This is a genomic window from Corynebacterium sp. HMSC062A03 (assembly GCF_001811145.1).
GTDB classification, from domain to species: domain Bacteria; phylum Actinomycetota; class Actinomycetes; order Mycobacteriales; family Mycobacteriaceae; genus Corynebacterium; species Corynebacterium aurimucosum.
This window is the reverse complement of the sequence record NZ_KV803652.1, coordinates 92840-109659: the sequence shown is the minus strand read 5'-3', so window position 1 is coordinate 109659 and position 16820 is coordinate 92840. Positions and strand designations below refer to the sequence as shown.

General features: G+C 62.9%; 14 protein-coding genes and 1 tRNA gene. 9 read left to right on the top strand and 6 right to left on the bottom strand.

All coding sequences use genetic code 11. The features are described 5' to 3' along the window. The first annotated feature begins 161 nt into the window (after positions 1-161). Positions 162-1880: an ABC transporter ATP-binding protein gene (locus HMPREF2781_RS04360; RefSeq protein ID WP_070644528.1), complete on the top strand. Its 1719-nt coding sequence runs from the start codon at positions 162-164 to the stop codon at positions 1878-1880. After that, entirely contained in the window at positions 1881-3818 is a 1938-nt protein-coding gene (locus HMPREF2781_RS04355; protein ID WP_070644527.1) for an ABC transporter ATP-binding protein, read from the top strand. It begins immediately after the preceding gene. A 57-nt stretch (positions 3819-3875) separates the two neighbouring features. Here HMPREF2781_RS04355 and HMPREF2781_RS04350 read toward each other — a convergent pair whose 3' ends face one another. From HMPREF2781_RS04350 to HMPREF2781_RS04340, 3 genes are all read right to left on the bottom strand, one after another. Continuing rightward, positions 3876-4334, bottom strand: a complete 459-nt coding sequence (locus tag HMPREF2781_RS04350) for a hypothetical protein (RefSeq protein WP_246821771.1) — start codon at positions 4332-4334, stop codon at positions 3876-3878. Positions 4335-4479: 145 nt separating this feature from the next. Next, positions 4480-4944 carry a DUF6114 domain-containing protein gene (locus tag HMPREF2781_RS04345; protein WP_246821770.1) on the bottom strand — a complete coding sequence of 155 codons (465 nt, stop codon included), beginning with the start codon at positions 4942-4944 and terminating at the stop codon, positions 4480-4482. Next, complete coding sequence (locus tag HMPREF2781_RS04340; RefSeq protein WP_236659373.1) at positions 4934-5620, bottom strand: DUF6230 family protein; 687 nt, start codon at positions 5618-5620, stop codon at positions 4934-4936. Before HMPREF2781_RS04340 ends, HMPREF2781_RS04345 begins: the two co-directional genes overlap by 11 nt. Between HMPREF2781_RS04340 and HMPREF2781_RS04335 the strand changes: the two genes are divergently transcribed. The 4 genes from HMPREF2781_RS04335 (at position 5619) to HMPREF2781_RS04320 (ending at position 11587) form a co-directional block, all read left to right on the top strand. Further along, positions 5619-8423 (top strand): (Fe-S)-binding protein, encoded by a 2805-nt coding sequence (locus HMPREF2781_RS04335; RefSeq protein WP_070644525.1) that lies wholly within the window; start codon positions 5619-5621, stop codon positions 8421-8423. The genes HMPREF2781_RS04340 and HMPREF2781_RS04335 overlap by 2 nt on opposite strands. A 69-nt stretch (positions 8424-8492) precedes the next feature. After that, positions 8493-9722, top strand: a complete 1230-nt coding sequence (locus tag HMPREF2781_RS04330; RefSeq protein WP_070644524.1) for a cation:proton antiporter — start codon at positions 8493-8495, stop codon at positions 9720-9722. A gap of 19 nt (positions 9723-9741) precedes the next feature. Continuing rightward, a complete protein-coding gene (locus HMPREF2781_RS04325; RefSeq protein WP_246821769.1) occupies positions 9742-10353 on the top strand; it encodes a DUF1707 SHOCT-like domain-containing protein in 612 nt (203 codons plus the stop codon). Positions 10354-10363: 10 nt separating this feature from the next. Then, entirely contained in the window at positions 10364-11587 is a 1224-nt protein-coding gene (locus HMPREF2781_RS04320) for a pyridoxal phosphate-dependent aminotransferase (protein ID WP_010188626.1), read from the top strand. 146 nt (positions 11588-11733) lie between these two features. Here the strand turns inward: HMPREF2781_RS04320 and HMPREF2781_RS04315 are convergent, their stop codons facing one another. After that, on the bottom strand, positions 11734-13107 hold the full coding sequence (locus tag HMPREF2781_RS04315; RefSeq protein WP_070644522.1) for an HNH endonuclease signature motif containing protein: 1374 nt from the start codon (positions 13105-13107) through the stop codon (positions 11734-11736). Positions 13108-13228: 121 nt separating this feature from the next. Between HMPREF2781_RS04315 and HMPREF2781_RS04310 the strand changes: the two genes are divergently transcribed. Then, a complete protein-coding gene (locus tag HMPREF2781_RS04310; RefSeq protein WP_070644521.1) occupies positions 13229-14455 on the top strand; it encodes a YibE/F family protein in 1227 nt (408 codons plus the stop codon). Here HMPREF2781_RS04310 and HMPREF2781_RS04305 read toward each other — a convergent pair. After that, complete coding sequence (locus HMPREF2781_RS04305) at positions 14385-15731, bottom strand: UDP-glucose dehydrogenase family protein (protein ID WP_070644520.1); 1347 nt, start codon at positions 15729-15731, stop codon at positions 14385-14387. The genes HMPREF2781_RS04310 and HMPREF2781_RS04305 overlap by 71 nt on opposite strands. Before the next feature lie 53 nt (positions 15732-15784). After that, positions 15785-16357, bottom strand: coding sequence for a dCTP deaminase (gene dcd, locus HMPREF2781_RS04300; protein ID WP_046645898.1), 573 nt, complete (start codon positions 16355-16357; stop codon positions 15785-15787). An 87-nt stretch (positions 16358-16444) separates the two neighbouring features. On the opposite strand from dcd, the gene HMPREF2781_RS04295 reads away from it, so the two are divergent. Beyond that, positions 16445-16518, top strand: a tRNA-Gly gene (locus HMPREF2781_RS04295). A gap of 47 nt (positions 16519-16565) precedes the next feature. Beyond that, entirely contained in the window at positions 16566-16754 is a 189-nt protein-coding gene (locus HMPREF2781_RS04290) for a hypothetical protein (protein ID WP_070644519.1), read from the top strand. Positions 16755-16820: the final 66 nt, after the last annotated feature.

Sequence of the window (16820 nt, the reverse complement as noted above, 5' to 3'; positions counted from 1 at the left end):
TTGATACGGGGAAGCCTGCCGCCAGTCCCCGCACCACCGCACTCGCTAGACGCGCGGGCTAGCGCCCGCGCAACCATAACGGATAGACTTTTGCGGTCAATGCCCTTCAGCGGCCCAGCACAGCAACCGCGCGGCCGCCAACACGCACGAAACGCTGGCACATGGAACTCGTTCGCATCCTTTTATCCCGCTCCAAGCCCTATACCGGCTACGTCATCGCGGTACTGCTCCTCCAGGCACTATCCACCGCGGCAACGCTCTACCTGCCTTCGCTCAACGCGAAGATCATCGACAGGGGCGTGACCCAAGTAGACATCGATTATATCTGGCACACCGGCGGCATCATGCTCATCGTGGCCTTCGCCCAAGTCATCGCCGCCATCGCCGCCATCTGGTTCGGCTCCCGCACCGCCATGGGCCTCGGCCGCGACCTGCGCTCCGATATCTTCCGCCGCGTCACCCGCTACTCCGCCGAAGACATGAGCAACTTCGGCACCGCCACCCTCATCACCCGCGGCACCAACGACGTCCAGCAGATCCAGATGGTCTACATGATGATCCTCAACTTCATGGTCACTGCCCCCATCATGTCCATCGGCGGCATCATCATGGCCATCCGCGAAGACGCCGGCATGTCCTGGCTCGTCGCGGTGTCCGTCATCGTGCTGCTGGCCGCCATCTCCCTCATCATCGTCCGACTCATGCCGCTCTTTCGCGCCTGGCAAGGCAAGCTCGACGTCATGAACGGCACCCTGCGCGAGCAAATCGCCGGCATCCGCGTCGTCCGCGCCTTCACTCGCGAGGAGCACGAAGCCGAGCGCTTCCGCACCGCCAACCGCGACCTGACCAACCTCTCCCTCAAGGTCGGCCAGCTGTTCATCCTCATGTTCCCCATCATCACCGTCATTCTCAACGTGGCCACCGGCGCGGTCCTCTGGTTCGGTGGCCACCGCGTGGACGAAGGCCTCGTGGAGGTCGGCTCGCTGACCGCTTTCCTGCAGTACCTGCTGCAGATCCTCGCCGCGGTCATGATGGGCACCTTCATGGCGATGATCCTCCCCCGCGCCATCATTTGCGCGCGCCGCATCACCGATGTCCTCGAACACGAACCCTCCATCACCGAGCCGGCTCAACCCCGTACCCCGGAGCACTCCGAGGGCGTCGTCGAATTCGACAACGTCTCCTTCCAATACGCCGGCGCCGAAGCGCCCGTGCTTCACGACGTCTCCTTCACCGCCACCCCCGGCACCACCACCGCGCTCATCGGCGCAACCGGTTCCGGCAAGACCACCGCGCTCTCCCTCATCCCGCGCCTCTATATCCCGACGAAGGGCCGCGTGCTTCTCGACGGCACCGATATCGCCGAGATGGCTCGTAAAGACGTCGTCAAGCGTGTGGGCCTCGTGCCGCAGAAGCCTTACCTGTTCAGCGGCACCGTGGCCTCCAACCTGCGCCTGGGTGCGCCGGAGGCCACCGATGAGGAGCTGTGGAACGCGCTGCGCGTGGCCCAGGCGGACTTTGTTGAGGACCTCGACATGCACATCTCCCAGGGCGGCACCAACGTCTCCGGTGGGCAGCGCCAGCGCTTGTCCATCGCCCGCATGCTCGTCGCCCGCCCGTTGGTGTATCTCTTTGATGATTCCTTCTCCGCGCTGGACGTGCTCACGGATGCCGCCGTGCGCTCCGGAATGCGCGAGTACACCGCCGAAGCCACAACCATCATCGTGGCGCAGCGCGTGAGCTCGATTGTGGATGCCGACCAGATTCTGGTCATGGACGCCGGGCGCGTCGTCGCCCGCGGCAGGCACGAGGAACTGCTCGAGTCCTCCGAGACGTACCGCGAAATTGTGGAATCCCAGAAGACCTCGGAGGTGGCATAAATGGCTGAGCAGGACAACGCTACGTTGAGTGAAGACACCACTGCCGAGATCGAGGAGAAGACCGGCGAGAACGCCCCGCGCAAAGCCAAGAACTTCTGGCCCTCCGCCAAGCGCCTCTTTGGTCTCCTCGCGCCGTTCAAGGCGCAGCTTTGGGCAATTGCGGCGATGAATATCATCTGCGTGTTCCTCGCCGTGGCCGCGCCGAAGGTCATGGGCATGGCCACCGACGTTATTTTTTCCGGCGTCATCTCCCGCCAGCTGCCCGCTGGTGTAACCAAGGACCAGGCGATCGCGGCGCTGCGCGCGGGTGGGCAGGAAAAGTTCGCCGACATGGCCTCAGCAATGGACTTGCACCCCGGCTTCGGCATTGATTTTTCCAAGCTGGGCACGATTATTGGCATCGTGATTGCGATGTACGTGGTGTCCTCTCTCTTCCAGTGGTGGCAGGGCTTTTTGCTCAACTCTCTGGTGATGAAGGTGGTTTTCGACCTACGCGAGAACATCGAGGCCAAGCTCAACCGTTTGCCGCTCAATTACTTCGACACGCAGTCGCGCGGTGACCTTCTCTCGCGCACCACCAACGATGCCGATAACATCCAGTCCGCCCTGCAGCAGGCCATCTCGCAGCTGTTCTACAACCTGCTCATGGTCGTGGGCATCACGGTCATGATGTTCACCGTGTCTTGGCAGCTAGCCCTCGTCGCGCTGCTGGCGCTGCCGCTGACCGCGGTGGTGATTGCGGTCATTGGCTCGCGCGCGCAGAAGCAATTCAAGGCGCAGTGGAAAGCCACCGGTGATCTCAACGGACAGGTCGAGGAAGCCTTCTCCGGCCATGACCTAGCGACTGTCTTCGGGCGCATCGATTCCATGACGGAGGAGTTTGATAAGCGCAACGAGGAGCTGTTCCGCTCCGCGTCGCTGGCGCAGTTCCTGGCCGGAATGATGATGCCGATCATGCAGTTCATCTCCTACCTGTCGTACGTGGTCATCGCGGTGCTGGGCGCGCTCAAGGTGGCCTCCGGCTCGCTGACGTTGGGCGGCGCGCAGGCCTTCATCCAGTATTCCCGCGAGTTCAACCAGCCGCTGGGCCAGCTCGGCGGCATGATGCAGCAGGTGCAGTCGGGCGTGGCATCGGCGGAGCGCGTCTTCGAGTTCCTCGACGCCGAAGAAGAGCCCGCCGAGGAGCCCACCTCCCGCTTGGGTGGGCGTGCGAAGGGGCTCGTGGAATTCGAAGACGTCGACTTCGCTTATGACCCCGACAAGCCGCTGATCCAGGACCTCAGCCTGCGCGTGGAGCCGGGGCAGACCGCGGCGATCGTCGGCCCCACGGGGGCTGGCAAGACCACGCTGGTCAACCTCATCATGCGTTTCTACGACATCGATTCGGGCACCATCCGCCTCGATGGCGTCGACACCGCGCAGATATCCCGCCACGAGCTGCGCTCCCAGGTGGGCATGGTGCTGCAGGACGCCGTGGTTTTCGAGGGCACCATCATGGACAACATCCGCTACGGCCGCCTCGACGCCACCGACGAGGAGGTCATCGCCGCCGCGAAGGCCACCTACGTGGACCGCTTCGTCCACTCCCTCCCCGACGGCTATGACACCAAGATTGACCAGGATGGCGGCGCGATTTCCGCCGGCGAACGTCAGCTCATCACCATCGCCCGCGCCTTCCTGGCGCAGCCGGCGCTGCTCATCCTCGACGAGGCCACCTCATCCGTGGATACCCGCACCGAGGTGCTCGTTCAGCAAGCCATGAACGCGCTGCGCGCGGACCGCACGTCCTTCATCATCGCGCACCGCCTCTCCACGATTCGCGACGCCGACCTCATCATCGTCATGGAAGAAGGCCGCATCGTCGAGCAAGGCACCCACGCCGAGCTTCTCGACGCCCACGGCGCCTACTGGCGCCTGAACCAGTTCCGCGAAGACTAACGCGCCGCAGTTGCGCATAACGCAGAGCTAGGACGCCACGCCCCCGGCGCATCGCCGTTACTCGACGGTAATGGACACTGTCGGGGCCGAGAACGTATCACCCGTGAGGTTCGCCAGCTCAAGGGTGACGTCGCTTAAGGAAAGGTGCTCCATGAGGGCGTCGGGAATCTCGGCGTCTGGGACAGGATTCGGCTGGGGTATACCGAGCTGATCGAGGACGGCGTTAATGTCACCGCCGGTGAGATCCGCCGTGACGGGCACGGTGCGCGCGCCTTCGACGGTGGGGGTGGCCGTCAGCGAGGTCGCCACGATGCGCACTGAACCCTCCACTTCGGTCAGGGCGTCGTCGGTGGTGAGCAGGCCATCGCCGGCGTTGCCTGGCAGCGTGATAGCCAAATCGCGCACAACGAGGCGGTCCCCGGTGAGCTCGAGGACGCGCACCTCCCCGTCGCGGGTGGGCATCGTGCCCAGCGAGGCTTTCACGTTCCCCGTCAGCGTCACCTCATCAGCCGTCACGGTGGAGAAATAAGGTTGTGCGGGCGCAACTTGCGCCCCAACTAGTCCCGCACTACTCCCCAGGATTAGCGCGCTGAGCACGGCTACCCCGGCCTTCACGCGCGTAAGGCGAACCACGCTCTGATGCCAACGCAAACGACGGCAATTAACCATCGCTAGGCTCCCAGGCCAAGGTCAGCGCGCCACCAACGATCCCGAGCACTGAGCCGATAAGGAAGCCACCCAGGTTAGAGGTGGGCAGCGCGATGACCGCCACGATGATGCCGAGCACTCCCAGGTACGTTGAGGTGGCCGGGCGGAACCACGCGCCGAGGCCAAACATGACCAACAGCGCCCCGATGAGCAGCGTGGACACACCCGACACGGTAGAAATCATGACGAGCAGGTCTGAAATCTGCACCGTGAAATAGGCGGGAAAGGCAATGACAACGCCAGAAAGAATGAGCAGCAACCCCGGAAAGAACGGCCGCCGGCCACGCCACGCCTTAAACCGCGCCCACACCCCGCCTGTGGCTGCCGTGGGAGCTACAGCCTGGTCGACATCGAGAGAATCCGGCGCTTCTGCTCCATGCAGTGCTGCGTCGGAATCCCTAGCGTGATCAGCAGACATTGCCGCGGCCCCGCTCCACAGAGACGCCCACGTTCTTCGCTGACAAGGTCTTCGCGCCGAGGGAGGTGGCACGGACGTCGTCGGCAGTCAGCGAAACCTGCTTGGCATAGAGGCCCCACGTTCCCGGGTCGGCGGACTGGGACAGCTGGCTGGCGTCGATGCCCACGTTCGCGTCCTGCATGACCAGCGAGCCCTCGATATTCGACGCACCAACGAGGAGACCAGTGGCCTCCACACTGTTATCGCCCTTCGCCTTGAGCGCGAGCGTGGACTCCCCCACCGCAGGCAGGTCAGTGGTGACATAAAGACACAAATCCGAGGCCACGGCGTGTTCCATCTTTAGCCGTGCGGTGGGAACATCCTCCTCGCCCTTCTTGTCGCTATCCACAAACAAGGAAAAGCCATCGCCTTCCAAGTGACGAATATTCACGTTGAAGAACGTACCCGAGAGCGCCAGGTTCGCCGTCAGACCGCCCTGCGCAACCGCAACTCCGGCCACTCCGAATGCTGCGAAGCCCGCAACGAGGCCCACTGCGGCCTTCGGAACATTGATTCTGCCCACAACGCCTCCTGAATTCTTAGCCCTCAAGATGATAGCTGAATCCTGACTCACTGATTTAGACGGCGAGGATTTAAGGTAGGAGGCACGCACAGCAGCAATCAAAGGAGCGCTCATGTTCGGCTGGATTGCCATCGCCGCATCGGTCCCGGTGTGGCTGTACTTTTTCTACCGCCTCACGGTGCTGTTTCGGTTCATCCGCTCCGGCGGGCCCACACAGCTGAACCGTACCGACCGCCCCATGGCGCGCCTCGGCCGCGTGCTCATCGAAGTCTTCGGCCATACCCACTTCAAAGGCCGGCCGCTGGTCAACGCCGCGCACTGGCTCGTGATGGTGGGCTTCCTCTTCGGCGCCATCGTGTGGTTCGAGGCCTATATCCAAACCTTCGCGCCCGATAAAGGCTGGCCGTGGCTCAGCGACTGGCCGGTGTACCACTTCATCGAAGAGGTCCTCGCCATCGGCACCGTGCTCGGTATCTGTTTCCTCATCGGCGTGCGCCTGAAGCTCGGACACACCGATCGCGGGAGCCGCTTCTACAATTCGCAGGTCTTCCCCGCACGCCTGGTGGAGGTCATCGTCTTTCTCGAAGGCCTCGGCATGTTCGCCGTCAAGGCCGCTGCGATCGCCACGTACGGCGGTGGCTCCCCGTGGGCTGATTTCTTGACGATGCGTGTGGCGGGGATTATGCAGGCGTCGCCAAGCATGGTGCAATTCTTTGCCCTGGTGAAGCTGCTCACGGGCCTGGTGTTCATCGCGTGCATCGCCCACTACTTCCAATGGGGCGTGATGTGGCACCGCTTCATGGCGTTCTTCAACATCTTCTTCCAACGCAACGCCGACGGCGAGAAGGCGCTGGGTGCTCTCCCCACGCCGGACTTGGAGGACCTCGAGCCAGGGAGCTGGAAGATGCTTCTCGACGCCTCCTCCTGCACCGAATGCGGCCGCTGCCAGGACCTGTGCCCCGCATGGAACACCGACAAACCGCTGAGCCCGAAGAAGCTCATGATGGACCTGCGCCAGAGCGCGCTGGATAACTACAACCCACACGAGGGGCTCAACGTGCTGGCGATGGCGGGCACGATTGATGATGACGTCCTGTGGTCCTGTACCAACTGCGGTGCGTGCGTGGACCAGTGCCCGGTGGATATCGAGCACATCGACCACGTGGCGGACCTGCGTCGCTTCAAGGTGCTGGCGGAGTCCGACTTCCCGTCGGAGCTGACCGGGCTGTTTAAGAACATGGAGACGAAGGGCAACCCGTGGGGCCGCAACGCTTCGGAGCGCCGCGCGTGGATTGATGAGGCGCGTGGCGACGGCATCGAGGTGCCGATCATCGGCGAGGACGCCGCCGACTTTTCGGACCTGGAGTACCTGTTCTGGGTCGGTTGCGCGGGTGCTTACGACGACAAGGGCCGCGCCACGACGCGCGCGGTGGTGGACATGCTGCACACCGCCGGCGTGAAGTTCGGTGTGCTGGCCACGGGCGAGACCTGTACCGGTGACCCGGCGCGCCGTGCCGGCAATGAGTTCCTGTTCCAGGTGATGGCGGAGCAGAACGTTGCCACGCTTAACGACGCCTTCGCCGGCGTCCCGAAGGGCCAGCGCAAAATCATCACGACGTGCCCGCACTGCTTCAACACGATTCGCAACGAGTACCCGGACTTCGACGGCCATTTCGATGTGCTGCACCACACGCAGCTGCTCAACCGTTTGGTGCGGGAGAAGCTGCTCGTGCCCGTGCCACGTTCCCCGGAGAATCGCCGACCCGTCACGTATCACGACCCGTGCTTCCTGGGCCGCCACAACAAGGTCTTCGACCCGCCGCGTGAGCTCGTGGAGGCGACTGGTGCAACGCTGGCGGAGATGGACCACAACCGCGATGCGGCCTTCTGCTGCGGTGCCGGTGGCGCGCGCATGTTCATGGAAGAAAACCAGGGCAAGCGAGTTAATGAATTCCGCTCAGAGCAGGCCGTGGCGACCGGAGCGGAGCAGATTGCGACGGGCTGCCCGTTCTGCAATGTCATGCTGACGGGTGGCGTGAAGTCCATCGCGCCGCAGACTCAGGTCAGCGATGTGGCGCTCATGCTGCGCGACGCCATTGCCCCCACTGGCGAACTTCCCGCCGCGCGCGAGAAGGCCTTCCTCGATACGCCCCGCCGCGAACCCGTCCCAGAAAAGCCCGCCCCGGAGGAGGCTTCCAACATCCCGTCCACCGCGCCGCAAGCACCCGCAGCGCCGAGCACGCCCGCGTCATCATCCGCGCCCAACGCGCCGAGCACGCCCGCAGCGCCATCTGCCCCCAGCACGCCGAGCGCACCGCAAGCACCCGCCGTGCCGAGCGCACCGCAAGCACCCGCCGCGCCGAGCGCACCGCAGGCGCCATCAACGCCGACTGCACCCAGCGCGGCTTCGCCAACGGCTCCCAGTGCCCCGCAGGCCCCAACTACGCCTCAGGTGGCAGGAGCTCCAACTGCTCCTACGGCACCAAGTGCTACCAAAGCACCTGCAGCACCGCCCGCACCGAACGCGCCCGGGGCTCCATCTGCAAACACTCCGGCACCGAACGCAACCGCTGTACCGCAGGCACCAGCGAACACACCCGCCGCGCCCCAGGCACCAGCGAACGCCCCCGCAGCACCTGCCGCACCCCAGGCACCCGGTGCACCATCGACGCCAAACGCGGCCGCTGTACCGACTGCCCCGGCGGCGCCCAAGGCTGCAACAACGCCAAACACACCGCAAGCACCCGTAGCTCCGGCAGCGCCCGCGGCACCGCAAGCACCCGCGGATACTCCTTCGGTGCCGAAAGCTCCGACTGCGCCAGCAGCACCCGCCGCTCCGTCCGCGCCGATTACCCCGCCGAAGGCTCCGGCTGCGCCGCAGGCTGCGGAGGAAGGGGCGTCGGAAAGCGAGGACTAGTGCGACGTCGGCCACATCAACGCCGCGCAAGGTAGGCGTGCCTGATACCCCACAGGTACGCTCTACTCCATGCACACTGACGTGACCTACGTCCTCGCCTCGGGCGAAAGCAATTACACCGACTCGCTGGTGTCCTTCGCATGGATCATGGCGGTAGCGCTGCTAGCACCGTTGGTATCCCATGCCCTAGGCAAGAAGATGCCGGCCGTGGCGCTGCTTATTTTCTTCGGCATGCTCATCGGCCCTTCGATGTTGGGCTTGGCGCACGAAGACCCCGGCATTGGCATGCTCAAGGAGCTCGGCGTGGGCGCGCTGTTCCTCCTTGCGGGTTTCGAAATTGACCTCGCCGCCCTGAAATCGAAGGAAGCCGCCACAGGGCTATCCACGTGGCTCATCTGCGTGGTGGCGTGTGGCGTCGGCGCCTACTTCCTCATGGATGACATCCCCAGCGCCATCGTCATGGCCATCGCTTTGACGTCGACTGCTCTGGGCACCATCACACCGATGCTCAAACAGGACAAACTCCTGGGCACTCGAGTGGGCGATTCCGTGGTCATCCACGGCGCGATCGGTGAGGTCGCGCCAATTACTGCAATGGCGCTCCTGTTGGGAACGCGCTCCACGTGGACAACGATGCTGATTCTTCTCGCCTTCATCGCAATCGCGGTCACCGTGGCCGTCATGCCCTTCGCCATTACTACCCTCATGCCGTGGTTCAAGGACGCCTTCATCTCCGGAGCGGGCTCCACCAACCAAACCATCATGCGCCTCATCATCCTGATGCTGGCCATCCTCATGGCGGTAACGGCGGTATTCGAACTCGACATCGTCCTAGGCGCCTTTGCGACGGGCATCATCCTCAACCGCATCATTCCCGATGAGTTCCATAAAGGCTTGGAAAACCGCCTCGACGTGGTTTTCTATTCCATGCTCATCCCCGTCTTCTTCGTGGTTTCCGGCATGGCAATCGACTGGAACGTCATCATGGCCGAGCCCATCAAGGTCCTCGGTATCCCGCTGCTCATCCTCGTGACCCGCGGCCTGCCGGTGTTCCTACGCGAAAACCTTCACCAAACCGGCTCCAACGTCGAAACCACCCGCGAACGCATCCAGGTTGCCCTCTACGCGGCGACCGGCCTGCCCATTATCGTGGCGGTGATGACGCTAGCGGTGGATTCGGGCATCGTCGATTCTGAGATCGCCTCGATCTTCATCGCCGGCGGCGCGCTCACCGTTGCAATCTTCCCGTTCCTCTCCGGCCTTGTGCGCGAAAAGGAACCCGCAAAGGCAGAGGATTAAGGCTGTTAAAATAGCCAATGTGACTAATCCTTTCAGCATGCGGCTTTCCGACGCCGAACGGACCGACGCCGTCAACGACCTCGCCCAAGCACTGGGTGAAGGCCGCCTCACCATGGATGAGTTCGAGGAGCGCACCGACGCGGTGATGCAGGCAACCACGCGCCGCGAACTGGCAGATGTCTTCATGGATATCCCCACCAAGGCCACCAGCGAGCTCAAGATCTACTCCCAAGGTGAGGTCGCCCGCGCCTACCAATCAACTCGGAAACCCCGCTTAGCCACCGCGCTGGTTGGCTCGCTAGGGCTCTTTTTCGGCTCGATCGCATCCTTTGCCGCCCTGTCCGGCGTCACCGCCGCACTCACTGGCACCGGCCTGCTTTTCCTCATCCCTGCGCTATGGATCATGTTGTACGTGGCCAAGGTGGGTCCGGAGTCCTGGCACCGTCCGTCGCCACGGCAGATCGAGCGCCAGCGCATGCGCGAGCTCAAGGCCGCCGGCGCTGAAGAACGCGCGCAGATGCGGGCGTTGGAGCAGGCGCAGTGGGCGGAACGGCGGCGCCAAGCAAGTGAAATTACTGGGGATGCGATGAATCTGGCCAAACGCAAGCTGGAGCAGTGGAACCAGAAGTAACATATCCGGCATGACACACAACCGGATTTTTGATCAATCCACCAAACTACAAGGCGTTGCCTACGATATTCGCGGCGAGGTTTCCACGGAAGCCGAGCGCATGGAGCTCGACGGGCACAGCATTCTGAAGCTCAACACCGGCAACCCGGCGGTGTTTGGTTTCGATGCGCCGGATGTCATCATGCGCGACATGATTGCGGCGCTGCCGACCTCCCAGGGCTACTCCACGTCGAAGGGTATTATCCCAGCGCGACGCGCGATTGTAACCCGCTATGAGCTGGAGGATTTCCCCAGCTTCGACGTCAATGACGTGTACTTGGGAAACGGCGTCTCCGAACTGATTTCGATGGTGACGCAGGCGCTGCTTGACGACGGCGACGAGGTTCTCATCCCCGCCCCTGACTACCCCCTGTGGACGGCGGCGACGTCGCTGGCGGGTGGCACGCCTGTGCACTATTTGTGCGATGAGGAGGACGATTGGAATCCCTCCATTGAAGATATTCGCGCAAAAGTAACGGAGAAGACCAAGGCAATTGTGGTCATTAATCCGAATAACCCGACGGGTGCCGTGTATTCGCGTGAAACGCTACAGAAAATCGTGGATGTAGCGCGCGAATATAACCTGCTGATTCTGGCGGATGAGATTTATGACCGGATTCTGTATGACGGTGCGAAGCACATTTCCATCGCCTCCCTGGCCCCAGATTTGCTGACGATCACGTTTAATGGCTTGTCCAAGGCCTACCGCGTGGCCGGCTACCGCGCTGGCTGGATGGTGCTGACGGGCCCGAAGTCCCATGCGCGTGGCTTCATCGAGGGCTTGGACTTGCTGGCGGGCACGCGCCTATGCCCAAATGTGCCGGCACAGCACGCGATCCAGGTCGCGCTGGGTGGGCGGCAGTCCATTTATGAGCTCACCGGTGAGGGCGGGCGCTTGCTCAAGCAGCGGAATATTGCCTACGAGAAGCTCAATGAGATTCCCGGCGTGTCCGTGGTAAAGCCGATGGGCGCGCTGTACTGCTTCCCGCGCTTGGATCCAGAGGTCTATGAGATCCACGATGACTCGAAGCTCATGCTCGACATTCTGCGCGCCGAGAAGATCCTCATGGTGCAAGGCACCGGCTTCAATTGGCCTACGCCGGATCACTTCCGCGTGGTTACGCTGCCGTGGGCATCGCAGCTGGAGAACGCGATTGAGCGGCTCGGCAACTTCCTGGTGAGCTACCGCCAGTAGCGCGCCACCGACATCCCTGCCTTGTTGTGCAGTATCTACGGCGCGCAGGTCCAGCGGGACGGGACTTCGCGCGATCGGGCAGGCGCAAAGAGCCGCACTCGGCACAAAAGAGTGCGCGCAGGATGCGCCCCCCTTTGCCTCAAGCGTTAGCGCTCCGGCGGGGCGGGGCTTCCCGGCTCAGAACGTGTGGATGTCGGTGGTTCGGCCGGCTTTGCGGTCTGGGCGCGACGGCTTGTGCTAGGCACCGCAACGGTGCTTACTGTGTCTTGACGGTTTTCGTGAATCCGCTGGGCGCGTGGTGCGCGGTGCGGATGTACCGGTTCCCGCGGATCGCGGGGACCAGCCGGCACCCACTTAACCTTGCCGTTTTCCCGCACGATGCGGCCACGACCCGGCAGTCCGTTAATAGCGTTGTGGTATTTGCACAGCGGGGTGAGGTTTTCAGGATTCGTTTCGCCGCCGTGTCTCCATTCTTGGATGTGGTGTATCTGGCAATAGTCGGCGCCGCACAGGCAACGGCCCCAGGCACAGGTGGGTTGCTCACCGCTGGCCATGATGCGCTGCTTCTCCGAAGCAACGCGCTGGGTGCGGTGGAGTTCGACGGGGCCTTTGACGCGGTCGACGAGCATGACGAGGCCTTCTTCCGCGAGCTCCCGCTCGATGAGCTCTTTGCCCGTGATCTTGGCACCGTTGGATAGCTGAATCACGATATCCCCAAGGTCCGGCGCTGCGGGCTCACCGGACGCTGTGGTGTCGTGGCCGGATGTCTCTCCGATGGCAGGCTCGTCAGAATCATTAGACGGTGATGCGTCGGCGGGCTGGCTGGAAGCAGGAGTTGTGGCTGCAGAAGACGCTGTTGTGCAGGAAAGAGGTGCCGAGGAAGGCGCATTCGATTCTGCGGAGTCGGGGCGCGGGGTGGACGGGTCGCCCAAGCGGCCCAAGATTGTGGCGTACTCGGGAAGCTCCATGACGGCGAGGGGCTGGGGTACGGGGCGGGCGAGGCGGCCTTCTCGAAACGCAGCCGTAAACGAGCCGACGGGATCGTCTTCGTCGATGTTGGGACGCAGGTCCTCGATGAGCGCGGCCGGGGCCGTGAGCGTGAGTTTCGACAGTTCCTTGCCGCGGCGAATTGTCACGCCCGGCTTCGGCGCGGGCGGCGGGTTGAGCTCACGAATGCGCTTGCGCGCATAGCGGGCCACGGCCTTTTCATCACCAGCAATGCCGCACAACTCAACGCGCAAATCCCACGCCTCACGCTGCTTCTTCAGCCGTCCTGCGAAGCGTTCAATGAGCAGCAGCGTGGGCAGGTCGTGCCCATTAGCGCGCGCCGCCGAAACGGCACGCGCTTGTTTACGGTTAAAGGAGGTGGAGGCAAAGTAGACGTCGAAAAGCGCCAGCAAGGCGCGTGCCACAGACTCGGGACCCCACGCCCGCAGCTGCTCGAAGCTGAGCCCCGCAACGCCGGCGACGAGCTCCATGCCCGCCGCCTGGCTGCGAAGATGCGCTTCCACGAGGTTCATGCCAGCAACGCTAAACGCCTCACCCGCCTCACACAACGGCACCGCCGCCAGCCTGTGGATAACTTGTTGACCGTATCAGCAATACTTTTCTTTATTATGAATCTCATTCACAATAGTAGGCATGACTAACCTCAGCCCGTGGCGCACGGGGCTCCTAGGATTTCTTGCCATCACGACCCTCGCAACCCTCGCGGGACTATTCATCCTCCGCCCCACCAGCGCGCTCACTGAGCACACCAGCCCGGACTTTTCCACCACCTACGCCCTCAATCATCCACAAGTCGAAGGCACCGTCGAGACCGTGGATAACCACCTGTGCTCCGATCCCCACACGGGCCGCGCCTTCGATGAGGCCCCGCTGATTCCCGCTGCGAGCGAGGACACCGGCTGCACCCGTGCACTGATAGATTTGACCTCCGGCGACGATACAGGGCGCAAAACCCAACTCATCTTCCACGGCCTGGCCAGCGACCCGACCCTCCACCCCGGTGACGAGGTAATACTGACAGTTTCCAGCGACGGCACCTATGCCTTCGCTGATTTTCAGCGCAGTGGAAACCTTGCGTTGTGGGCTATTATCGCGGCCCTTGTCATCATTGGCTTCGCTGCCTGGCACGGACTGCGCGCGCTGGTGGGCCTTGTAATCAGCTTGGCAATCGTCTTCTTCTACCTCATCCCCTCTCTCATTGAGGGCCATTCGGCGCTGCCACTCGCGCTCGTGACCTGCGCGACCATCCTCTTCCTAGCCGTCCCGCTGGTGCACGGCGTGAACTGGAAATCAGCCTCCGCCCTGGGAGGCGCATTGGTGGCGCTAGCGATTTCGGGGGCGTTGGGGTGGGCGTCGATAAGCAGCACGGCGTTAACAGGCTCGAGTTCGGAGGATAACCTCAAGCTGCTGCTCTACATGCCCGGAGTTTCCGTCGTGGGAGTGTTGCTGTGCGGGTTCATCATCGGTGCGCTCGGCAGCCTCAACGATATCGCGGTGGCGCAGGCCTCCACCGTGCGCGAGCTCCACGCCGCCGACCCCGCAGCCGGGCCGGGCGCGCTTTTCATGTCAGCCATGAAGGTGGGCCGCGACCACATTGCATCCATGGTGTATACCATCGTGCTGACCTATACCGGCGCGGCCCTGCCGCTGCTCATGTTTATCACGGCAGCGCAGCGCCCAGCCCTGCAGATCCTCTCCAGCGATCTAGTAGCCACGGAGGTTCTGCGTTCCCTGCTGGGCGCGATGGCGCTGACCCTGGCGGTGCCGCTGACCACCGGAATTGCGGCGTTTACTGTGCCGGAAGGACGCGACCAAGCGCCTCGACGGTCCAGCCGGCCTCGCGCCAAGCATCGACGCTGAGCACGTTGCGCCCATCGATGATGTGGCGGCGGGCCACGAGCTCGCCGGCCTCAGCCGGGTCGAGGTCGCGGAATTCCTGCCACTCGGTGGCGAGGATGACCAGCTCGGTGTCCTTGAGTGCCTCGCTTGCCGACGCCACGTAATTCAACGTCGGGAACACCTTCTTCGCGTTCTCCATACCCTGCGGGTCATAGACCGTCACGGCGGCACCGGCCAGGGAGAGCGAACCGGCAACGGAGAGTGCTGGCGAGTCGCGGACATCATCGGAGTTGGGCTTGAAAGCGCAGCCCAGCACGGTAACGCGGTGGCCCAAAAGGGAGCCGTCGAATGCCTGCTTGGCCAGGTCCACGACGCGGTCGCGGCGGCGCATGTTGATGGCGTCGACCTCGCGCAGGAAGGTCAGCGCCTGGTCCGCACCCAGCTCGCCGGCGCGCGCCATGAAGGCACGGATATCCTTGGGCAGGCAGCCGCCGCCGAAACCCAGGCCAGCTCCGAGGAATTTGCGACCGATGCGCTCGTCGTAGCCGATGGCGTCGGCAAGCTTGACCACGTCCGCCCCAGCAATCTCGCAGATTTCTGACACGGCATTGATGAAGGAGATCTTGGTGGCCAGGAAGGCGTTGGCGGAGACCTTGACCAGCTCGGCAGTCTGCAAGTCGGTGACGATGAACGGGGTGTCCTGCGCGAGCGGCTGGGCGTAGACCTCGCGGGCGACCTCTTCGGCGTTACTTACACCGTCGGCGAGCCCTGCCTCGCCGACGCCGAGGACGATGCGGTCCGGGGTGATGGTGTCCTTGACGGCGTAGCCCTCACGCAGGAACTCCGGGTTCCAGGCAATCTCCACGCTGGTGCCCTCTGGAGCAAGTTCATCGGCCATCTGCTGCAGCTCTGCCGCGGTACCTACCGGGACGGTGGACTTGCCAAAGATGATGTGCTCGCCTTTGAGGCGCGGTACGAGCTCCGTGATGACAGACTTCACGTAGGTGAGATCCGCGGCGTAGGAGCCGTGGGCCTGCGGGGTGCCAACGCCGAGGAAGTGCACGTTGGCGAACTCCGCGGCGTCGTCATAGCTGGTGGAAAAGTCTAGGCGGCCGGCCACGATGTTGCGCTCGAGTACCTCCGGCAGGCCAGGCTCGTAGAACGGCACGCGGCCGTTCTTGAGAGCTTCAATCTTGTGTTCATCAACATCTACGCCGAGCACCTCGTGGTCGAGCTCCGCCATGCAAGCGGCGTGCGTCGCGCCTAGGTAGCCGGTACCAATCACAGTCATACGCATAACCGGGAATTTTAGGCGTGGTTGACCTGAAGCGCGCGGCGAGAACGAAAAGTTTAGCGGAAGTTCAGATAGGACTTCGACGGCGTCGGTCCGCGCTGCCCCTGGTACTTCGAGCCCAGCGCGCCGGAACCATACGGAGCTTCTGCTGGGGAGGACATCTTAAAGATGGCCAACTGGCCCACCTTCATCCCCGGCCACAGTGAAATCGGCAGGTTCGCGGTGTTGGACAGCTCGAGCGTGATGTGCCCGGAGAAACCCGGATCGATGAAGCCTGCCGTGGAGTGCGTCAGCAAGCCCAGGCGCCCCAGGGAGGACTTGCCTTCCAAGCGGCCTGCCAGGTTGGCCGGCAAGGTGAACTTTTCCAGCGTGGCGCCCAGCACAAACTCGCCCGGGTGTAGGACGAAGGCATCGCCTTCGGCCACCTCCACTTCGCTGGTGAGGTCCGGCATTTCCTGCTTAGGGTCAATGTGTGTGTAGCGCGAGTTATTGAACACGCGGAAGAACTTGTCCAAGCGCACATCGATGGAGGAAGGCTGGACCATCTCGGCGTCGAAAGGCTCGATGCTCAAACGCTCGGGAGCATCAGCGGCAATGGCGGCACGGATATCACGATCAGAAAGAAGCACGGTTGATAGTCTACCTCCCCACTGGGCCTTTTATGGCCTTAGGCGGCGGCGGTGCTAAGCTTTACGACGATGCACATGATGCATTGCGCCGACGTAGTTTAATGGTAGAACTGCAGCTTCCCAAGCTGCTGGCGCGGGTTCGATTCCCGTCGTCGGCTCCACTTATTCTCCCAGTTCATGGACTAATTTCATACCTACAGGATGGACCATGACAGACCCTATCTTCACGCCCAAAACCACAGCGGATCTTCGCGCTGAGTGTGAGCATCTACTCCAAGAGCTTGCGCCCCGCACAATCGATGAACTCCGCGTACTGCGCGCGATTGATCAAAACTTAACCATCGATGAGGCCACTCTAAATCGGTATGAAGCCCTGCGCTTCGTTATCGGCGACTAGGCACAGTTTCGGATTCTCTCCGATCTAGTCTGAGGTTCTAACACTCACGTTATGTACCCCACGTCA